Source organism: Christiangramia flava JLT2011 (assembly GCF_001951155.1).
GTDB classification, from domain to species: Bacteria; Bacteroidota; Bacteroidia; order Flavobacteriales; family Flavobacteriaceae; genus Christiangramia; species Christiangramia flava.
The window spans coordinates 2136869-2153679 of record NZ_CP016359.1 but is presented as its reverse complement, the minus strand read 5'-3'; the positions used below and the strand labels follow the sequence as shown (position 1 = coordinate 2153679).

Below are 16811 nucleotides of genomic sequence, written 5' to 3'. Positions count from 1 at the left end.
TCCAGTCCGTTCATAAGGCATTCAGCATTTTATTATTAAATTCGCCACTTTACTGGAAGATTCTAAAATCTATGACCGACATTAACTTTAGCAAGTGGAACAAAATACTGGGATGGCTGGTATTTTTGGTCGCTTTGACAACCTATACCTTAACGCTTGAACCTACCGCCAGCTTTTGGGATGCCGGCGAATACATCGCCACATCGGCCAACCTGGAAGTAGGTCACCCACCCGGAGCACCGCTCTACCAGATGCTCGGAGCATTTTTCTCCACCTTTGCACCCAGTAATGCAGATGTCGCCCATATGATCAATTTCATGAGCGGCCTAGCCAGTGCTTTTGCCATCCTGTTCATGTTCTGGTCGATCAGCCTGTTAGTCCGGAAAATTGCAGGCCCCGCCGAAACACTTACTCCCGGTAAAAAAATAGCTGTTTTGGGAAGTGCTATGGTGGGCTCACTCGCCTTTACGTTTACTGACAGTTTCTGGTTCAATGCCGTGGAAGCCGAAGTATACGCCTCAGCCGCCTGCCTCATGTCCTTAATGTTCTACCTGGGATTGCTCTGGGAACGCGATATGTTTACCCCGCGTGGCAACAAGTGGATCATCCTGATCTCCCTGGTTATCGGGCTTTCTTTCGGAGTGCATTTTATGGGGCTTCTAACGCTCCCGGCGATCGGTTTCCTGTATTTCTTTAAGAATTACAAAAAAGTGACCATTAAAAACTTCATCATTGCTAACATCGTGGTAGTGGCCGTATTAATGTTCATCTTTAAACTCCTTTTACCTTATACACTTACTTTTTTCGCCGCTTCGGAAGTATTCTTTACCAACAGCCTGGGAATGCCTTTCAATACCGGAACAATCATTGCCTTTTTGGTGATCGTGGCCATCTTTTACTTCGGAATTAATTACACCCGAAAAAAGAATCTGTATCAATACAATACTTTATTACTGTGTATACTGTTCGTCTTAATTGGTTTCTCAAGCTGGATCATGCTTCCCATCCGAAGCAATGCTCCAACCGTGATCAATGAGAACAGTCCTGATAATGCCCGGGAACTACTGGCCTACTACAACCGCGAGCAATATGGGGAAACCTATCTTTTCTACGGTCCGCAATGGACAGAGATGTATGCCAATATCGATGAAGACAATCCGTATCGCGATGGCAAACCGAAGTATGAAAAAGATGAAGAGCAGGGAAAATATGTGATCGTAAATGATTATAAAAATGCCCGGCAAAACCTGGATGATACTCATAAGGCTATTCTTCCCAGAATGTGGAGTACCGAGCATGCTGTAAATTATATGGCTTACACCGGCCCACTGGAATTCACCATTAAACCCGAATACCAGGGAGAAGACCGGCTTATACAGGCCGTGAACCAGTTCAAGACTCAGTTTGCGCGCGGCGAACGGGATCTGGAAGATTACCACAACTTCCTTCGGCAGTTTAGCGATTATATAAATGTAGAGAAACCTTCTTTCGGCGATAACATGAAATACCTGTTCCAGTATCAGATTGGTTATATGTACTGGCGTTATTTTATGTGGAATTTTGTGGGTCGACAGGACGATATTCAGGGAAAAGACAATGTGTTGCATGGCAACTGGCTCAGCGGCATCAAATTTATCGATGAGTGGCATCTGGGTTCCCAGGATAACCTCCCTTCAGATGCGAAAAATAACCCGGCAAGAAACACCTACTATTTTTTACCATTATTACTGGGACTTGTAGGCCTGGTCTTCCATTTTAAAAGAGATCAGAAAAGCTTCTGGGTACTACTCGTCTTTTTCTTATTCACCGGGATCGCCTTAAAGATCTACCTGAACGAGCGCCCATTCGAACCAAGAGAACGGGATTATGCTTTAGTAGGATCGTTTTATGTTTTCGCAATGTGGATCGGCTTCGGGGTGTATGCCATTTTTGACAAACTTCGGTCGAAACTCTCAGCAAAAGTCCTGGCACCGGCCATTACGGTGGTTTGCCTGCTGTGCGTTCCGGTATTGATGGCTTCGGAAAACTGGAATGATCACGACCGCTCCGGAAGGGATACCGCCTTTACAATGGCCAAAATGTACCTCGATTCCGTAGACAAAAATGGGATTATTTTCACCATTGGAGACAATGACACCTTTGCCCTGTGGTATGTCCAGCAGGTCGAAAAATACCGAACCGATGTTCGAATTGTGAATACCAGTTTACTGGCAACCGACTGGTACATCGACCAAATGAAACGCAAGGCCTTTGATAGTGATGCAGTTCCATCCCAGCTTACCAACGATTTTTATAATGGTAAAAATGAGGCCATTTTACTTCGGGAAGTCACAGATGATACGATCCCGATCAAAACGTGGATGAACTACATCCAGAATGACGATCCAAGAACGAAAGTGGAAATGCAAAGCGGAAGCATGTTGAGTACTTTCCCATCCAAGTACATCCGTATTCCGGTAAACAAAGAGACCGTTTTAAAGAACAGGATCGTAGACCCGAAAGATGCCGATAAAATTGTGGATCATATTGATGTGACCATCGATGACCGCGTGTTGTATATCAACCGCCTGATCATGTTCGATATTATCGCCAATAATAACTGGGAACGCCCAATTTATTTTACCGGCGGTAGTTTTGGAGATGACGATTACCTGTGGATGAAAGATTACCTGGAACTCGACGGAATGGCATACAAACTGGTTCCGATCAGGACACCGATCGATCCAAGAAATCCGTTTGACATGGGCCGAATTGATACGGAAAAAATGTATAATATCGTCAAGAAATGGGATTGGGGAAACATGAGTTCGCCTGATATTTACCACGATCCTGAAACCCGTAAAAATTCGATTTCTTACAGAAGCAACCTGGCCAGGCTTACCGAAAACCTCATCAATGAAGGTGACACCATTCATGCCAAGGAAATCCTGGATATGGGGATGGAACAGATGCCGGTAGATTATTTCGAATATTACACCTTGCTGGAACCGTTCATCAAGGGCTATTATGAAGTGAACGAACATCAGAAAGCTCGAGAGCTTTGGGATCAAGTAGCTGAAAAATACCAGGAAAACCTGAAGTTTTATAGCGGCTGGAAAGTAGACAGGCAGTATAACTATGCGGATGACATCATCACCGACATGGAACGATATCGCGCCCTTCTGGACATGATGGCCCGTTACGAAGATGCAGAAACCATCCGCAGGAAAGCAGATGAATTCAACAGCTACATTAAGCTATTCAGCCATTTTTACCGGGATGACGAACAATTTGACACGGAAGATAATCTTCCCGAGCAAACTCCCGAAATGCAGGGAATTGATGGCTCTCCTACTGCAGTTCCGATAGATTCCCTGGACATGGATTCAGTTGATCAACCATAAACAATCAAGCAGGCCGTTCACGCGGCCTGTTTCTATTTAGAGAATGTCACTTTTTCTACCAAAATATCCACAACTCCTGAAATGGCTTTACCCGAAGAGGCTTAGCAGACTGCCAGGCAAAGACACCATTTACCTGAGCTTTGATGACGGCCCTATTCCGGAGGTTACGCCATGGGTGTTGCAGGAATTAAAGAAATTCGACGCCACCGCGACGTTTTTCTGTATAGGCGATAATGTGCAAAAACATCCGGAAATATTTCAACAGGTTCTGTATGCCGGCCACGCGATTGGCAACCATACTTTCCATCACCTGAACGGGTGGAAAACGCGCACTTCGGAATATCTTCAGAATACAGAGAAGGCCCAGCAACTGATGGCCGACTATTCGCAGCATCAGAACCAGGTTATTTCAGCCAAGTTTTTTAGACCTCCCTACGGAAAGATCAGGAACAGCCAGGCTTCCAGTTTGGTGAGAAACGGGTATAAAATCGTCATGTGGGACGTGATCAGCGGGGATTATAATTCCCAGTTTTCCGCTGAAAAATGTTACCAGAATGTAGTTCAGAATACGGTAGCGGGCAGCTGCATTGTTTTTCATGACAGCCAGAAAGCATTCCCAAACCTTCAGGAAATCCTTCCGAAGATTTTGCAGTATTACGCTGAAAAAGGTTGGGAGTTCGGCAGTCTTACTGATGCTCTTTCAGCAGGCCAATAAGCGTATTAGCGTCCTGCTCGCCGCTATGTCTCCATTTCATCTCACCAGATTTGTAGATCATGAGCGTTGGCAGGCCTTTCACGCGCAAAGCTTCTGCCAGCTGGGAATTCTTATCCACATCGATCTTGATCACTTTCGCCTTATCGCCCATTGCCGCGGCAACGTCGCGTAAAACCGGGTGCATGGCCACCGAGGCTTCATTCCATTCGGTATAAAAATCGAGAAGAACGGGAATATCCAGATCTACTAATTCACCAAATTTTGACATACTTCATCCATTTATAGAGACAGGAGTTTGGAAGAGCTGCTGCCTGTTTAATCAAATATAGCAAATTCTGCTAATTATGCAGGGTTCGGGCCTTTTTTCAACTCGATCACACTTACTTCCGGCCAAATTCCAACCCTGCCCGGGTAAGCCAGAAATCCGAAGCCGCGATTCACATTGATGTACCGCCCGTTGTGCTCGTAAATCCCCGCCCACTGCTTGTACCGGTATTTCACGGGACTCCACTTGATCCACCCAGGAATTTCAATCCCGAACTGCATCCCGTGGGTATGACCGCTCATGGTTAAATGGTACTTATTATTATGATTTTTAACCTGCTCGTTCCAGTGGGAAGGATCATGACTCAACAGAATCTTGAAATCATTCGCCGCGACGCCCTGTTCTGCCTTTGCCAGGTCTCCAACCTGCTTGAATCCGGCACCCCAGTTCTCTACTCCTACCAGCGCAATTCGCTGGCCGTTCTTTTCCAGGTAACGATGCTCGTTTAACAGTAAATTCCAGCCCATTTGCCCGTGCGTATCTTTTAACTTCTGAAGATTTTCAGCTTTTGCCTGGTCGCTGGACCACTGATGATAATCGCCATAATCATGGTTCCCGAGGATGGAATACACACCGTCTTTTGCTGAAATTTCAGAAAACAAGCCTTTCCAGTTCTCCATTTCATCGGCAATATTATTTACCAGATCCCCGGTGAAGACAATAAGATCGGTATCCTGTTCCTTGATCAGGTTCACCCCGTATCGAATCTTCTCTTCATGATCAAAACTTCCGCTGTGAATATCACTAATCTGGGTGATTCGGTAACCGTCAAAAGCGTCTGGAAGATCTTCGAAATACAGCGTGTAATTCAGCACCCGGAAATTATATCTTCCGCGGAACATCCCGTATAAAAATCCGGCAAAAGGAATTGCTGCGATTCCCAGCGCCAGCGTTCCCAAAAATTTCCTGCGGGACGGCAGACTGAAGTTTTCCGAAGAACCAAAAAGTTTCTGAATACCGGCAAAAGGCACGCGCACAACATCTTCCCCAAGCATCAATATCGCCACCAACAATTTGGAAACAAAAAATGCCAGGAAAATCCCGATAGCATACCCGCGACCTCCGCCCAGTCCGTCGTATGGTGCAGGCTGATTGAACTGGTAAAAAAGATTAGCGATCACCAGGGCCGAGACTGCAAAATAGGCAATGCCGAACCAGCCATTTCTAGTAAAGATTCTAAAGGCCTGGTAAGCATAAATATCAACAAGGAGGTACAGAAGGATGAGAATGATCCAGCGCATGAAACAATTTTTTATGCGAAGATAAATTCATTCCCAGTCTTTTAAGGTTAATTTCCCGTTATTTTATGGCAATAACTCCAGGCCAGTGACAATTTTAGTAATTTAGAAAACCTATCGAAGCTTAAATTTTACAATGAAAAGAAGAAATTTCCTAAAATCAGCGGGAGTGGCCGGCCTCGGAATCTCAGTTTCCGGTGACTTGCTCGCACAATCTCTTTTACAAAATACTATGCAAAGTACTACTTATCCTGTAGCGGTGGCTACGTGGAATTTTCAGAATGCGGTAAAAAAAGCCGGTGAATTTTTAAGCACAGGATCCAGTGCTCTTGATGCTGTGGAACAGGGAGTCATGGTGGAAGAAGCCAACCTGAAGAACACAACTGTTGGGAACGGAGGTGCTCCAGACCGCGATGGCAACGTGACCCTTGACGCCTGTATCATGTCTCCGGCCGGTGATGCCGGTTCGGTGGTGTACCTGCACCATATTGAGCACCCGGTTTCGGTAGCGCGGAAAGTCATGGAAGAAACGCCACATGTGATGCTGGCCGGGGAAGGTGCTTTGCAGTTTGCGATTCAGCAGGGTTTCAAAAAACAGGAATTGCTCACTGAAGAATCTGAAAAAGCCTGGAAAGAATGGTTAGAGCATAAAAATTACAAACCGATCATCAATATTGAAAACCACGACACCATCGGGATGTTGTGCATGGACGAAAAGGGTGATATTGCCGGGGCCTGCACCACTTCTGGTCTTGCCTATAAAATGAATGGCCGGGTTGGGGATTCCCCTATTATTGGCGCCGGGCTTTTCCTCGATAATGAAATTGGTGGCGCAGTTGCAACCGGGATGGGGGAAGCAGTCATGAAGAGCGTGGGCTCTTTCCTGATCGTGGAGTTGATGCGCCAGGGAAAAACTCCGCAGGAAGCCTGTGAAGAAGCAGTAAACAGAATTGTCGCTAAAAACACCAATTACCAGGATTTCCAGGTAGCTTTTGTAGCGATGAACAAAAAAGGAGAAATTGGTTCTTACTGCATCCACGAAGGCTTCAGTTACGCCAAATTTCAGCATGACGAAGTAACGAACAACCCCAGCAAATTCTACACTAAGTAAAAAATCGCTACCGGAGAACAATTAAATCTTCGTAGTTTTGAAAGAATTGAATTTCCAACTTTAAAATCTCGAAATGGCAGATAAAAAACGCCTGTTCTTACTCGACGCATACGCTCTCATTTTCCGCGGATATTACGCTTTTATCAAAAATCCCAGGATCAACTCCAAAGGTTTCAACACCTCGGCGATCATGGGCTTCACCAATTCACTTTTTGATGTGATTCGCCGCGAAAAACCAGATCACCTGGCAGTGTGTTTTGATAAGGACGGCAGCGAGGCCAGGACCGAGATGTTTTCTGATTATAAAGCGAATCGCGACGAAACACCGGAACCCATCCAGCTTTCCATCCCGATCATACAGGATATTCTGCGCGCCATGCACATCCCGGTGATCGAGTGCGCCGGAATGGAAGCCGATGATATCATCGGGACCCTTGCGAAACAGGCCGAAAAACAAAATTACCAGGTCTTTATGGTGACCCCTGATAAGGATTTTGCCCAGCTGGTTTCTGAAAATATCTTTATGTACCGCCCCGCCAGAATGGGTAACGGCATCGAGATCTGGGGAATTCCCGAAGTGCAGAAGAAATTTGAGGTAGAAAGACCGGAACAGGTGATCGATTTCCTCGGAATGATGGGCGACTCGGTAGACAATATCCCCGGGCTTCCCGGTGTTGGCGAGAAAACAGCCAAAAAATTCCTCAAGCAATTCGGAAGCATGGAAGGACTCCTGGAAAATACCGATCAACTGAAAGGCAAAATGAAGGAGAAAGTCATAGAAAACGCGGAGTTGGGCCGACTTTCCAAAAAACTTGCCCGCATCTTTACCGATTGTGATGTGCAATTTCACGAGGAAGATTTTGAGCTTTCGATGCCCGATGGCCAGAAAGTTCAGGAGATCTTTGACGAACTGGAATTCCGAAGATTGAAAGACCAGTTCATCAAGTTGTTCAGCGGCGAGGACGATCAGCCGCAAACGCAGGTTACGAACTCTCCTTCCGCAAAAAAAGCCGCTGTAACCGTAGCCGGCGCAGGACAGTTTTCGTTATTTGATTCGGATGGCGGGCAAATTGAACGAACAGATTCCAGGAAATCACTTACTGATACGCCGCACGTTTATCAAAGCATCGAAACCGGGCTTGCCAAGAAACTTTTCCTGGAGAAATTAATGCTTCAGGAAAGCGTGTGTTTTGACACAGAAACCACCAGTATCAATCCGCTGGAAGCCGAGCTGGTAGGGATCGCATTTTCATGGGATTCCGGCAAGGGCTTTTACCTGCCGTTTCCGGAAGATCAAAAGGAAGCTCAGAAGCTCATCGAGGAATTACGGCCATTTTTTGAGAATAAAGCAATTGAGAAGATCGGTCAGAATTTAAAATATGACATTAAGGTTCTCGACAAGTACAAAGTCAAATTAAAAGGACCTTTATTTGATACGATGATCGCGCATTACCTGATCAATCCTGATATGCGCCATAACATGGACGTGCTGGCTGAAACCTACCTGAACTATTCCCCGCAACCCATCACGGAACTGATCGGTAAAAAAGGGAAAAACCAAGGCACGATGCGCGATGTGGAGCTTTCCAAACAAACAGAATACGCCGTGGAAGATGCCGACATCACGTTTCAGCTGAAGAACTTTTTCGGCAAAGAACTGGAAGAAGCTGAAACCAAATCTTTATTTGAGGATATTGAAATTCCGTTGGTCAGGGTGCTGGCAGATATGGAGCTGGAAGGCATCAAACTGGACGAAGTGTACCTGAAATCGCTTTCCGAAGCCTTAAGCAGCGATATTCAGCAACTGGAAAAAAATATTTACCAGCATGCAGGCGAGGAATTTCTAATCAGCTCTCCGAAACAACTGGGAATCATCCTCTTTGAAAAAATGGCGCTGGTCAACAAACCCAAAAAGACCAAAACCGGCCAGTATTCCACCAGTGAAGATGTGTTATCTGCGATCGCTGATAAACATGAAATTATCCAGGATGTTCTGGATTACCGCGGACTGGTTAAACTACAGAACACCTATGTAGACGCGTTGCCGTCGCAGGTTGAAAAAACTACCGGCAGGGTGCACACCGATTATGTACAAACCATTGCCGCTACCGGAAGATTGAGTTCCAACAACCCAAACCTTCAGAACATCCCAATTCGAACCGAAAGAGGGCGACAGGTTCGGAAGGCATTTGTGCCAAGAGATGAAAATTTTGTGCTGCTGGCTGCCGATTATTCCCAGATCGAACTACGGATCATCGCAGCGCTAAGTGAAGAGGAAAACATGATCAAGGCCTTTCAGGACGGCGTAGATATTCACGCTTCCACGGCCGCCAAAGTATTTAACGTTCCTATCGAGGAGGTGACACGCGAGCAAAGAAGCAACGCCAAAACAGTCAATTTCGGGATCATTTACGGGGTTTCAGCCTTCGGGCTCAGCAACCAGACGTCTCTTTCCCGCAGCGAGGCCAAGGAACTGATCGACACTTATTATAAAACCTACCCGAAATTGAGCAATTTCATCGGCGACCAGGTAGCGTTCGCCCGGGAAAACGGGTATGTTTCTACCGTGCTCGGGAGAAGGCGGTATCTTAAAGACATCAATTCCAGGAATGCCGTGGTACGCGGTGCTGCGGAAAGAAACGCGGTAAACGCCCCGATCCAGGGTAGCGCAGCAGATATCATCAAGCTGGCGATGATCAACATTCACAACAAACTGGAAGAAGAGCAATACAAAACCAGAATGCTGCTTCAGGTGCATGATGAACTGGTTTTCGACGCGCACAAGGACGAACTGGAAAAAGTTCAGAAAATGATCAAAACCGAAATGGAGAACGCCTACAAATTATCGGTTCCACTGGAAGTTGACCTTGGTATTGGCCAAAACTGGCTGGAGGCACATTAAAATTTCCGCATGAAAACTGAAAAAGAAAAGATGCTGGCAGGCGAAGCTTATATCGCGGTTGGCCGCAAAGGCGAAGAACTTTTTAAAGAAAGGCAATTCGCCAAGGAACTGCTATTTCAGTTTAACAATTTACCACCTTCAGAAATTCGCGAACGCAACGAAATCCTGAAGAAGCTACTCGGAAAAACCGGTAAAAACTTTTATTTCGAACCTCCCTTCCGCTGCGATTATGGTTACAATATAGAGATTGGAAGAAATTTTTACTCTAATTACAACATGACCGTACTGGACTGCGCATCGGTAAAAATAGGCGACAACGTGATGCTTGGCCCGAATGTGCAGTTATATACGGCCGGCCACCCCATTCACCATGAGAAACGCAACGAGCTTTGGGAATATGCAAAACCTATCAAGATTGGCAATAATGTATGGATTGGAGGCAACACGGTCATCAATCCAGATGTAACGATTGGCGATAATGTGGTAATTGGCGCCGGAAGCGTGGTCACCAGGAATATCCCGGCAAACGTGATCGCGTTTGGCAATCCTTGTAAAGTTTACCGGGAAATTACCTAAGATGACAAAAAATACTTCTATAAAAACAGCGAATTTCCTACAGAATAAATCGATAGGTCGCCTTGATTAAAAAGGTGTTTTGTGGGCGCTGCCTCAATAACTGGTTATCCACGATCGCGCTAAAACGGTTATTCACATCCCCAAGACCGGTGATTCCCTGCGACCAGACCAGGTAAATTTCACTCCCTGGAATATACTCCCAACGCGCCACGAGGTTGGAACGAAACTGTACGAATGCAAAATCTGGATTGGACACCGTATAATCTATATTCTGATCGCGATTTTCATCGATATAATAGGTGTCATCCTCGAACCGGATCTGGTCATTCTTGTACCAGGTTACGCGCTGATCCAGGTTTTTGGCCGTTGCATCGTTCACGTAATTGAGTTCGGAATAATCGGCTTTAAAGATAAACGGCTGCCCGTAATACTGAATGGTCAGGTTAGGATTGATATTATAATTCAGCCGAAGTGTAGCGCTATAGGTTTCCTGGTCGATATTCCCAAGAATGTAACGCGGCATACCATTAAAAGCTTTTTCTGTGATATACTGAGTTTTACTCGGATTGGTTTCATATTCGAGGTTGAGTGACATACTCAACGCATTGATGGGTTGGTAACGTGCCCTGAAAACATAACGCCTCAGGTCAAAAGCATCCTGTTTTCCTTCGGAATGAACATAACCCAGGTCGAAACTGGCTTTTTTCCTGCGGTCTGTTCCGGAGAAAAAATAGAAATAATTTTCTTCATTGTACCGCCAGCGTGGACCACCGCGCAAAAAGGAGTTCACGTAGATCCTCGGTTTATGGGCCGCGCCGAACTCGCTCCACCAGTTGTTCTTATAGTTCAGGAACCCAACCATTTCATACATCATGCGGTTATAGTTTCCTTCAAAATCAAAAGCTGAAGACTGCTCCAGGGCAAAATTCATTCTTCGGTACCAAGAAGTTGGTTTATTGAAAAGCCTCACCACTCGGGCATATTGCTGAATCTGATCGGCCTGGCGTAAAAAACCAATGTCGTTCAGTTCCAGTTCCGGGGAAGACCAGTTTCCGCCGGCATAATATCGCCAGTTTCCGCCACCACCTTTCCCGAATTCAACACGGCCGCCAGTTCCGCTAAGCGAGGTGCGGCTCGTATCGACCTGAACATGAGACGCGTCGCTACGCTGAAAGAGGTGCACGATGGAATTTTGGGTATTCAGGATGGCCTCTCTGCTTCCGCGAACATGGCTACCCACCACATTCCCTTCAATATAATAGGTACGATCTTTCCAGTTATGCTTAAAATCGAGTCCGCCGGAATAGGCCTGTGTATGCAGAAAAGATACATTTTCGTGCATTTGCCGGTGTGTTCCGGTCACCATGCCGCCGATATAGCTATTGCGGTCATTGAAATCTTTTTGAAGTCGACCCACAAAATAATTGCTGAGGGGCTCCACGAGCACTTCATCTTCCTGCCCGTTTTCCGCGATCACATCAGCATATTCCTTGGCAGTAACCGATTCCAGCACGCCAACCGTCCAGCCATTTTTGGTCTTTCCGCTGAATTTTGCGGCACCGAGAATGGTCGTATTATTGGGCTGATCAATGTACGCTGTTCCGGGACCTACTGCCGAACCCTGAGGGTCTCTTCCAATTCTACGCGAAAAGAACAGGTTGTCCTGCCCACCGGAGTAATTAAAATTGAAGATGTTTTTATTTTCCACAAAGAAGGGTCGCCTTTCCTGGAAAAAGATCTCGAAACCGTCCAGGGAAACTGCGCCGGGATCAGCTTCCACCTGCCCAAAATCTGGATTAATAGTGAGATCGAGTGTGAGGTCATTGGTTACACCGATCTTCGCGTCCAGTCCCGCGGAAAACTTCCCATCAGTCCCATCGCGAAAAGGATTGCCATTTTCTTTTTCATACGTGGAATAACGCCCAAGCGCATACGGCTGAATTTCCAACTGTTTCTGTGGTTTCAGGTTTTTGAGTCCGCGAAGTTCTCCAAAGGAACTTACCCAACCGGCAGGGTTTGCTGGAATTGGCTGCCAGGTAGAACGTTCTTCTTTACTGAAATATCTTCGGGTAGACTGGATTCCCCAAACCTGTTCGGCATCATTTCCAAAGCGCAACTGGCTAAGCGGAATACGCAATTCTGCAACCCAACCGTCAGCTACCATGCTTGTTTTAACGTACCATATAGGATTCCAGCTCACATCCCAGTTATTCCCATTATTGGAAACAAACTCGTCGCCTTTCACCCCGCTAACCGAAGTCGTGAAGGAAAAAGCCGTGCGATCGTCGTTGTAACTATCAATATTTACCTCGATCCAGTCACCCGGAAAATCATCTCTCCTTCCCATTCGCTGGATAATATTTTCAGGATTCGATTCCAGGCAATAAAAAGCCAGGTACAGGTTCTTATCGTCGTAAACCACTTTCATTTTTGTTTGCTGCGTGGGCGGTGTTGCGTTATCAGGCTCCCATTCCACGTAATCGGAGGTCCATTCTACCGTTGCCCATGCAGGATCGTTTAGAGACCCGTCAATTTTAATAGGTTCCAGGCCCTGGACTGTTGTGGTAGTGTAGCTGCGTTTCGGGTAGGTGACGGTAGAATCGGCCTCTTTTTCTTCCTGGGCCATTGCTGAAAAGCAGAAAAAGGACAAGAGCATTCCCAGTAGCTGATGAGATGATGAAGACATAAATAATGATTGATGGTTAAAATTGATGTTCTCCTTAAGGACGCTAAAAAAATTTCAGTGTTACACTATTCATAAAAAAACCCTGCTTTTGGAGCAGGGTTTTTTAAAACTAACACTAAAAACTACAATTGGACTGCAATTACCTTCGGGTATATTCCAGCTCCAAAATTCGTATTCCAGAAGCCTGAGTATCGCCTGGATCGTTTACATATTGTTCAGACTCCAGTTTATTGACATCAAAACTAAAGGTATTGGATGTCATATCTAATGCTTTTTTGTGCGTAAAAGTATCCGCATTGATCTTCATGGTGAGCACCAAAGTGTCCTGGCTTACTTCCCAGGAACCGCTATCCTGTCTATCGGCGATGCATTCAAAGCGATCTGCCGTGGTTCCACCTTCGAAGGTCATGGTCGCGTTATTACTATTAAACGTACCATCATTATTAAATGTTATGCTCATTGTGTTAAAACAGTTCGTTTCATCGAGCAGGTTGGCACTGCTGGTTCCGTTTTCATCGAGATCTACGGGAGCATCGGCCAGCATCCTGGTGAGATCCCAGGAACCAATCAGGTCTGCCCGGTTGATTGCGGTAGCGTTGCTTACTTTAATTTCTTCGGTCATTACCGCTTCGGAATCTTTGGAGCAGGAAACCGCCAAACTTCCGATCATCAGTGCGCAGACAGCGCTTTTCATTCCATTAAAAGTCATAAGTCATTACTATTTAGGGGATTGCAAAATTAGAATATAAAGTAGAATTTTATGACTTTATTAAGAATTAATTTGACGTTAAACGAATATTTATGTATTTCAACGATAGCTTATTGTCGAAATTGTCCGTTTTTCGACTTTAACATTCGCAGAATTTCGATTAGTGGTAAAGGTCATGGCTATCAGTCTTTTCCGCCGAAAATAAAATAATGAACCGCCTATTTGCTATATGAATTTATAATTGTACATTTGCACCCCTGTTTTCCCGATTCAGATCGAGGCAAACGGGATTGGAATGTTTAATTATTTGTAAAAACTATTGGTGTGGACACATTGAGTTACAAGACAGTATCGGCTAACAAAGCCACCAGAACCAAAGACTGGGTTGTGGTAGATGCTGAAGGACAGGCTTTAGGTCGTCTTGCCTCTAAAGTAGCATTTATGCTAAGAGGAAAGCACAAGCCTAATTACACCCCACATGTTGACTGCGGAGACAATGTTATTATTATCAATGCATTAGGTGTGCAGTTAAGCGGTAAGAAATGGGACGCGAAAGAATACATCCGTCACACAGGTTACCCAGGTGGGCAAAGAAGCCTAACAGCTAAAGAATTATTCGACAAGAATCCTGAAAGACTTGTTGAAAAAGCAGTAAAAGGAATGCTTCCTAAGAACAAACTTGGAGCAGACCTATTCAGAAATCTAAAGGTTTATGCGGGAGCTGAGCACGATCACGAAGCGCAAAAGCCGAAAGCTATTAACTTAAACGACGTTAAGTAATGGAGGTAATTCACAAAATTGGCCGTAGAAAAACAGCTGTGGCCCGTGTATATGTTTCGGAAGGAAGCGGAAACATTACCGTAAACAAGAAAGACCTTAAAGATTACTTCACAACTGGTACCCTTCTATACAAGGTAAACCAGCCAATGATGCTTACCGAAAATGAAGGGAACTTCGACGTTAAAATTAACGTATACGGTGGAGGTATCACTGGTCAGGCTGAAGCGATCCGTTTGGCTCTTTCCAGAGCAATGGTGGCGTTAGATGAAGAAAACCATGGCGCTCTTAAGCCAGAAGGTCTTCTTACCAGAGACCCACGTATGGTAGAACGTAAGAAATACGGACAGAAGAAAGCCCGTAAGAAATTCCAGTTCTCGAAACGTTAATATTTTTCCGGATTGGTTTCCGGGGAGTTCATTTAAAAAATTAATTTTTTGTTGTTACTCTGGTTTGTTCCAGAGGTTAGTTTAGCATCTAAACCTACAGGGCCGTACGCATTCCGTAGCCACCTGTAAGTTGCTATCTCAACAGAACGTAAACTATTACAAAAATGGCAAACAAAGTAGAAGTAAAAGAATTACTTGATGCTGGTGTACATTTTGGACACCTTACCAGAAGATGGAATCCAAACATGGCTCCTTACATTTATATGGAGCGTAACGGGATTCACATCATCAACCTTTATAAAAGTGCTGCCAAAATGCAGGAAGCCGGAGAGGCACTTGCTAAAATTGCAGCCAGTGGACGAAAAATCCTTTTCGTAGCCACTAAAAAACAGGCTAAAGAAATCGTAGCCGAACAGGCAGAAAGAGCTAACATGCCTTACATTACCGAGCGTTGGCCAGGTGGTATGTTAACCAACTTTGTAACTATCCGTAAAGCTGTTAAGAAAATGGCTTCTATTGATAGAATGAAAAAAGATGGTACCTACAACACACTATCTAAGAAGGAACGCCTTCAGGTAGATCGTTTAAGAGCTAAATTAGATAAGAACTTAGGTTCCATCGCTGATATGTCTCGTCTTCCAGCTGCATTGTTCATCGTGGATATCACCCGTGAGCACATTGCTGTGAAAGAAGCTCAAAAATTAAACATTCCAATTTTTGCAATGGTAGATACGAATTCAGACCCACGTGAGGTTGAATACGTAATTCCATCTAACGACGATGCTTCTAAGTCTATTAGCAAAGTCATGTCTTATGTTGCAGATTCTATCATAGAAGGACTTTCTGAAAGAAAAGCAAGCAAAGATTCCAAGAAGAAAGATAAAGACGCCTCTGGAGAAGACAAACCAGCTAAGAAATCCAAAAAGGAAAAAGCTGAAGTTCCTTCCGAAGACAAGTCTGATAAGAAAGCCATGAAAGAGGCGAAGAAAGATGTAAAGCTGGAATCTAAGCAGGAAACTCTTGAGAAAGCGAAATCTTCTAACGACGAAGAAGAATAAAATAACATTTTGATAATTTCTAAAAGTCGTTTAGTTCCTTTCTTTACAGCGAGTTTCTAAACGACTTTTTTTAAATAAAAAAACAATATTATGGCTAAGATAACCGCCGCTGAAGTAAACAAATTAAGAAAAGCTACCGGTGCTGGTATGATGGATTGTAAAAAAGCATTGGTTGAAGCTGATGGTGATTTTGATCAGGCAATCGAACTACTTCGCAAGAAGGGTCAGAAAGTTGCTGCAAAGAGAGCCGACAGAGATTCTTCTGAAGGTGCTGCTATCGCTCAGGTTAATGCTGATAACACTAAAGGTGTGATCATTTCTTTGAACTGTGAGACCGATTTCGTTGCCAAGAATGATGATTTCATCAAACTAGCGAATGATTTAGCTGAAATGGCTCTTAACTACTCTACTAAAGAAGAGTTATTGAAAGCTGATTACAAAGGTATTTCTGTAGAAGATAAACTTACCGAGCAAACAGGAGTGATTGGTGAGAAGATCGAGATCGGCGCTTTCAGAACTTTGGAAGCTCCATTCGTAGGATCTTACATTCACGCTGGTAACAAAATTGCCGTTCTTACTGGTTTGAACAAGAACGTAGACGGAGCTGAAGAAGCTGCGAAAAACGTTTCTATGCAGGCTGCCGCTATGAATCCGGTTGCTTTGAACGAAGAAGGCGTAGACCAGGCAACTATCGATAAAGAGATCGAGATCGCTAAAGATACTTTGAGAGAAGAAGGAAAGCCAGAAAACATGCTTGACAAGATCGCTCAGGGTAAACTTCAACGTTTCTTTAAGGATAACACTCTTGTTCACCAGGATTACATCAAAGACAACAAACAAAGCGTTGCCCAGTACGTAAAGACTGTAGATAGCGAATTGGAAGTTGTAGGATTTGAAAGAGTAGCTTTAGGATAAGCTCATCATGATATTTTCATAAAAAAG

At 44.7% G+C, this 16811-nt stretch carries 13 protein-coding genes; 9 read left to right on the top strand and 4 right to left on the bottom strand.

All coding sequences use genetic code 11. The features are described 5' to 3' along the window. Positions 1-71: 71 nt before the first annotated feature. Together GRFL_RS09445 and GRFL_RS09440 are read left to right on the top strand one after the other, a co-directional pair. Positions 72-3383 carry a protein O-mannosyl-transferase family gene (locus GRFL_RS09445; protein ID WP_083644382.1) on the top strand — a complete coding sequence of 1104 codons (3312 nt, stop codon included), beginning with the start codon at positions 72-74 and terminating at the stop codon, positions 3381-3383. Positions 3384-3426: 43 nt separating this feature from the next. Beyond that, entirely contained in the window at positions 3427-4098 is a 672-nt protein-coding gene (locus tag GRFL_RS09440) for a polysaccharide deacetylase family protein (RefSeq protein ID WP_083644381.1), read from the top strand. On the opposite strand, the gene GRFL_RS09435 is transcribed toward GRFL_RS09440, so the two are convergent. Together GRFL_RS09435 and GRFL_RS09430 are read right to left on the bottom strand one after the other, a co-directional pair. Beyond that, positions 4070-4366: a thioredoxin family protein gene (locus GRFL_RS09435; protein ID WP_083644380.1), complete on the bottom strand. Its 297-nt coding sequence runs from the start codon at positions 4364-4366 to the stop codon at positions 4070-4072. The two genes, GRFL_RS09440 and GRFL_RS09435, sit on opposite strands and share 29 nt — an antisense overlap. A gap of 74 nt (positions 4367-4440) precedes the next feature. Beyond that, on the bottom strand, positions 4441-5664 hold the full coding sequence (locus tag GRFL_RS09430; protein WP_083644379.1) for a metallophosphoesterase: 1224 nt from the start codon (positions 5662-5664) through the stop codon (positions 4441-4443). A 133-nt stretch (positions 5665-5797) separates the two neighbouring features. Here GRFL_RS09430 and GRFL_RS09425 point away from each other — a divergent pair, with 133 nt between their 5' ends. From GRFL_RS09425 to GRFL_RS09415, 3 genes are all read left to right on the top strand, one after another. Then, positions 5798-6772 (top strand): glycosylasparaginase, encoded by a 975-nt coding sequence (locus tag GRFL_RS09425; RefSeq protein WP_083644378.1) that lies wholly within the window; start codon positions 5798-5800, stop codon positions 6770-6772. 73 nt (positions 6773-6845) lie between these two features. Next, entirely contained in the window at positions 6846-9674 is a 2829-nt protein-coding gene (gene polA / locus GRFL_RS09420) for a DNA polymerase I (RefSeq protein WP_083644377.1), read from the top strand. A gap of 9 nt (positions 9675-9683) precedes the next feature. Beyond that, entirely contained in the window at positions 9684-10250 is a 567-nt protein-coding gene (locus GRFL_RS09415; RefSeq protein ID WP_083644376.1) for a sugar O-acetyltransferase, read from the top strand. A gap of 37 nt (positions 10251-10287) precedes the next feature. On the opposite strand, the gene GRFL_RS09410 is transcribed toward GRFL_RS09415, so the two are convergent. Further along, positions 10288-12936 (bottom strand): DUF5916 domain-containing protein, encoded by a 2649-nt coding sequence (locus GRFL_RS09410; RefSeq protein ID WP_139839242.1) that lies wholly within the window; start codon positions 12934-12936, stop codon positions 10288-10290. 139 nt (positions 12937-13075) lie between these two features. Beyond that, the gene (locus tag GRFL_RS09405; RefSeq protein ID WP_169833972.1) at positions 13076-13630 is read right to left on the bottom strand and encodes a DUF5004 domain-containing protein; all 555 of its coding nucleotides are present in this window, start codon (positions 13628-13630) and stop codon (positions 13076-13078) included. Between the two features lie 339 nt (positions 13631-13969). Between GRFL_RS09405 and rplM the strand changes: the two genes are divergently transcribed. The 4 genes from rplM (at position 13970) to tsf (ending at position 16784) form a co-directional block, all read left to right on the top strand. Next, the gene (gene rplM, locus GRFL_RS09400; protein WP_083644374.1) at positions 13970-14425 is read left to right on the top strand and encodes a 50S ribosomal protein L13; all 456 of its coding nucleotides are present in this window, start codon (positions 13970-13972) and stop codon (positions 14423-14425) included. Further along, positions 14425-14811 (top strand): 30S ribosomal protein S9, encoded by a 387-nt coding sequence (gene rpsI, locus GRFL_RS09395; RefSeq protein ID WP_083644373.1) that lies wholly within the window; start codon positions 14425-14427, stop codon positions 14809-14811. Before rplM ends, rpsI begins: the two co-directional genes overlap by 1 nt. A 164-nt stretch (positions 14812-14975) precedes the next feature. After that, the gene (gene rpsB / locus GRFL_RS09390) at positions 14976-15869 is read left to right on the top strand and encodes a 30S ribosomal protein S2 (protein WP_083644372.1); all 894 of its coding nucleotides are present in this window, start codon (positions 14976-14978) and stop codon (positions 15867-15869) included. A 90-nt stretch (positions 15870-15959) separates the two neighbouring features. Next, positions 15960-16784 carry a translation elongation factor Ts gene (tsf, locus tag GRFL_RS09385; protein WP_083644371.1) on the top strand — a complete coding sequence of 275 codons (825 nt, stop codon included), beginning with the start codon at positions 15960-15962 and terminating at the stop codon, positions 16782-16784. The last annotated feature ends 27 nt before the right edge of the window (positions 16785-16811 follow it).

Bases quoted from the DNA above. Each gene is read 5' to 3' on its own strand.
- GRFL_RS09445 (WP_083644382.1), top strand. From the start codon at position 72: ATGACCGACATTAACTTTAGCAAGTGGAACAAAATACTGGGATGGCTG.
- GRFL_RS09440 (WP_083644381.1), top strand. From the start codon at position 3,427: ATGTCACTTTTTCTACCAAAATATCCACAACTCCTGAAATGGCTTTAC.
- GRFL_RS09435 (WP_083644380.1), bottom strand. From the start codon at position 4,366: ATGTCAAAATTTGGTGAATTAGTAGATCTGGATATTCCCGTTCTTCTC.
- GRFL_RS09430 (WP_083644379.1), bottom strand. From the start codon at position 5,664: ATGCGCTGGATCATTCTCATCCTTCTGTACCTCCTTGTTGATATTTAT.
- GRFL_RS09425 (WP_083644378.1), top strand. From the start codon at position 5,798: ATGAAAAGAAGAAATTTCCTAAAATCAGCGGGAGTGGCCGGCCTCGGA.
- polA (WP_083644377.1), top strand. From the start codon at position 6,846: ATGGCAGATAAAAAACGCCTGTTCTTACTCGACGCATACGCTCTCATT.
- GRFL_RS09415 (WP_083644376.1), top strand. From the start codon at position 9,684: ATGAAAACTGAAAAAGAAAAGATGCTGGCAGGCGAAGCTTATATCGCG.
- GRFL_RS09410 (WP_139839242.1), bottom strand. From the start codon at position 12,936: ATGTCTTCATCATCTCATCAGCTACTGGGAATGCTCTTGTCCTTTTTC.
- GRFL_RS09405 (WP_169833972.1), bottom strand. From the start codon at position 13,630: ATGAAAAGCGCTGTCTGCGCACTGATGATCGGAAGTTTGGCGGTTTCC.
- rpsI (WP_083644373.1), top strand. From the start codon at position 14,425: ATGGAGGTAATTCACAAAATTGGCCGTAGAAAAACAGCTGTGGCCCGT.
- rpsB (WP_083644372.1), top strand. From the start codon at position 14,976: ATGGCAAACAAAGTAGAAGTAAAAGAATTACTTGATGCTGGTGTACAT.
- tsf (WP_083644371.1), top strand. From the start codon at position 15,960: ATGGCTAAGATAACCGCCGCTGAAGTAAACAAATTAAGAAAAGCTACC.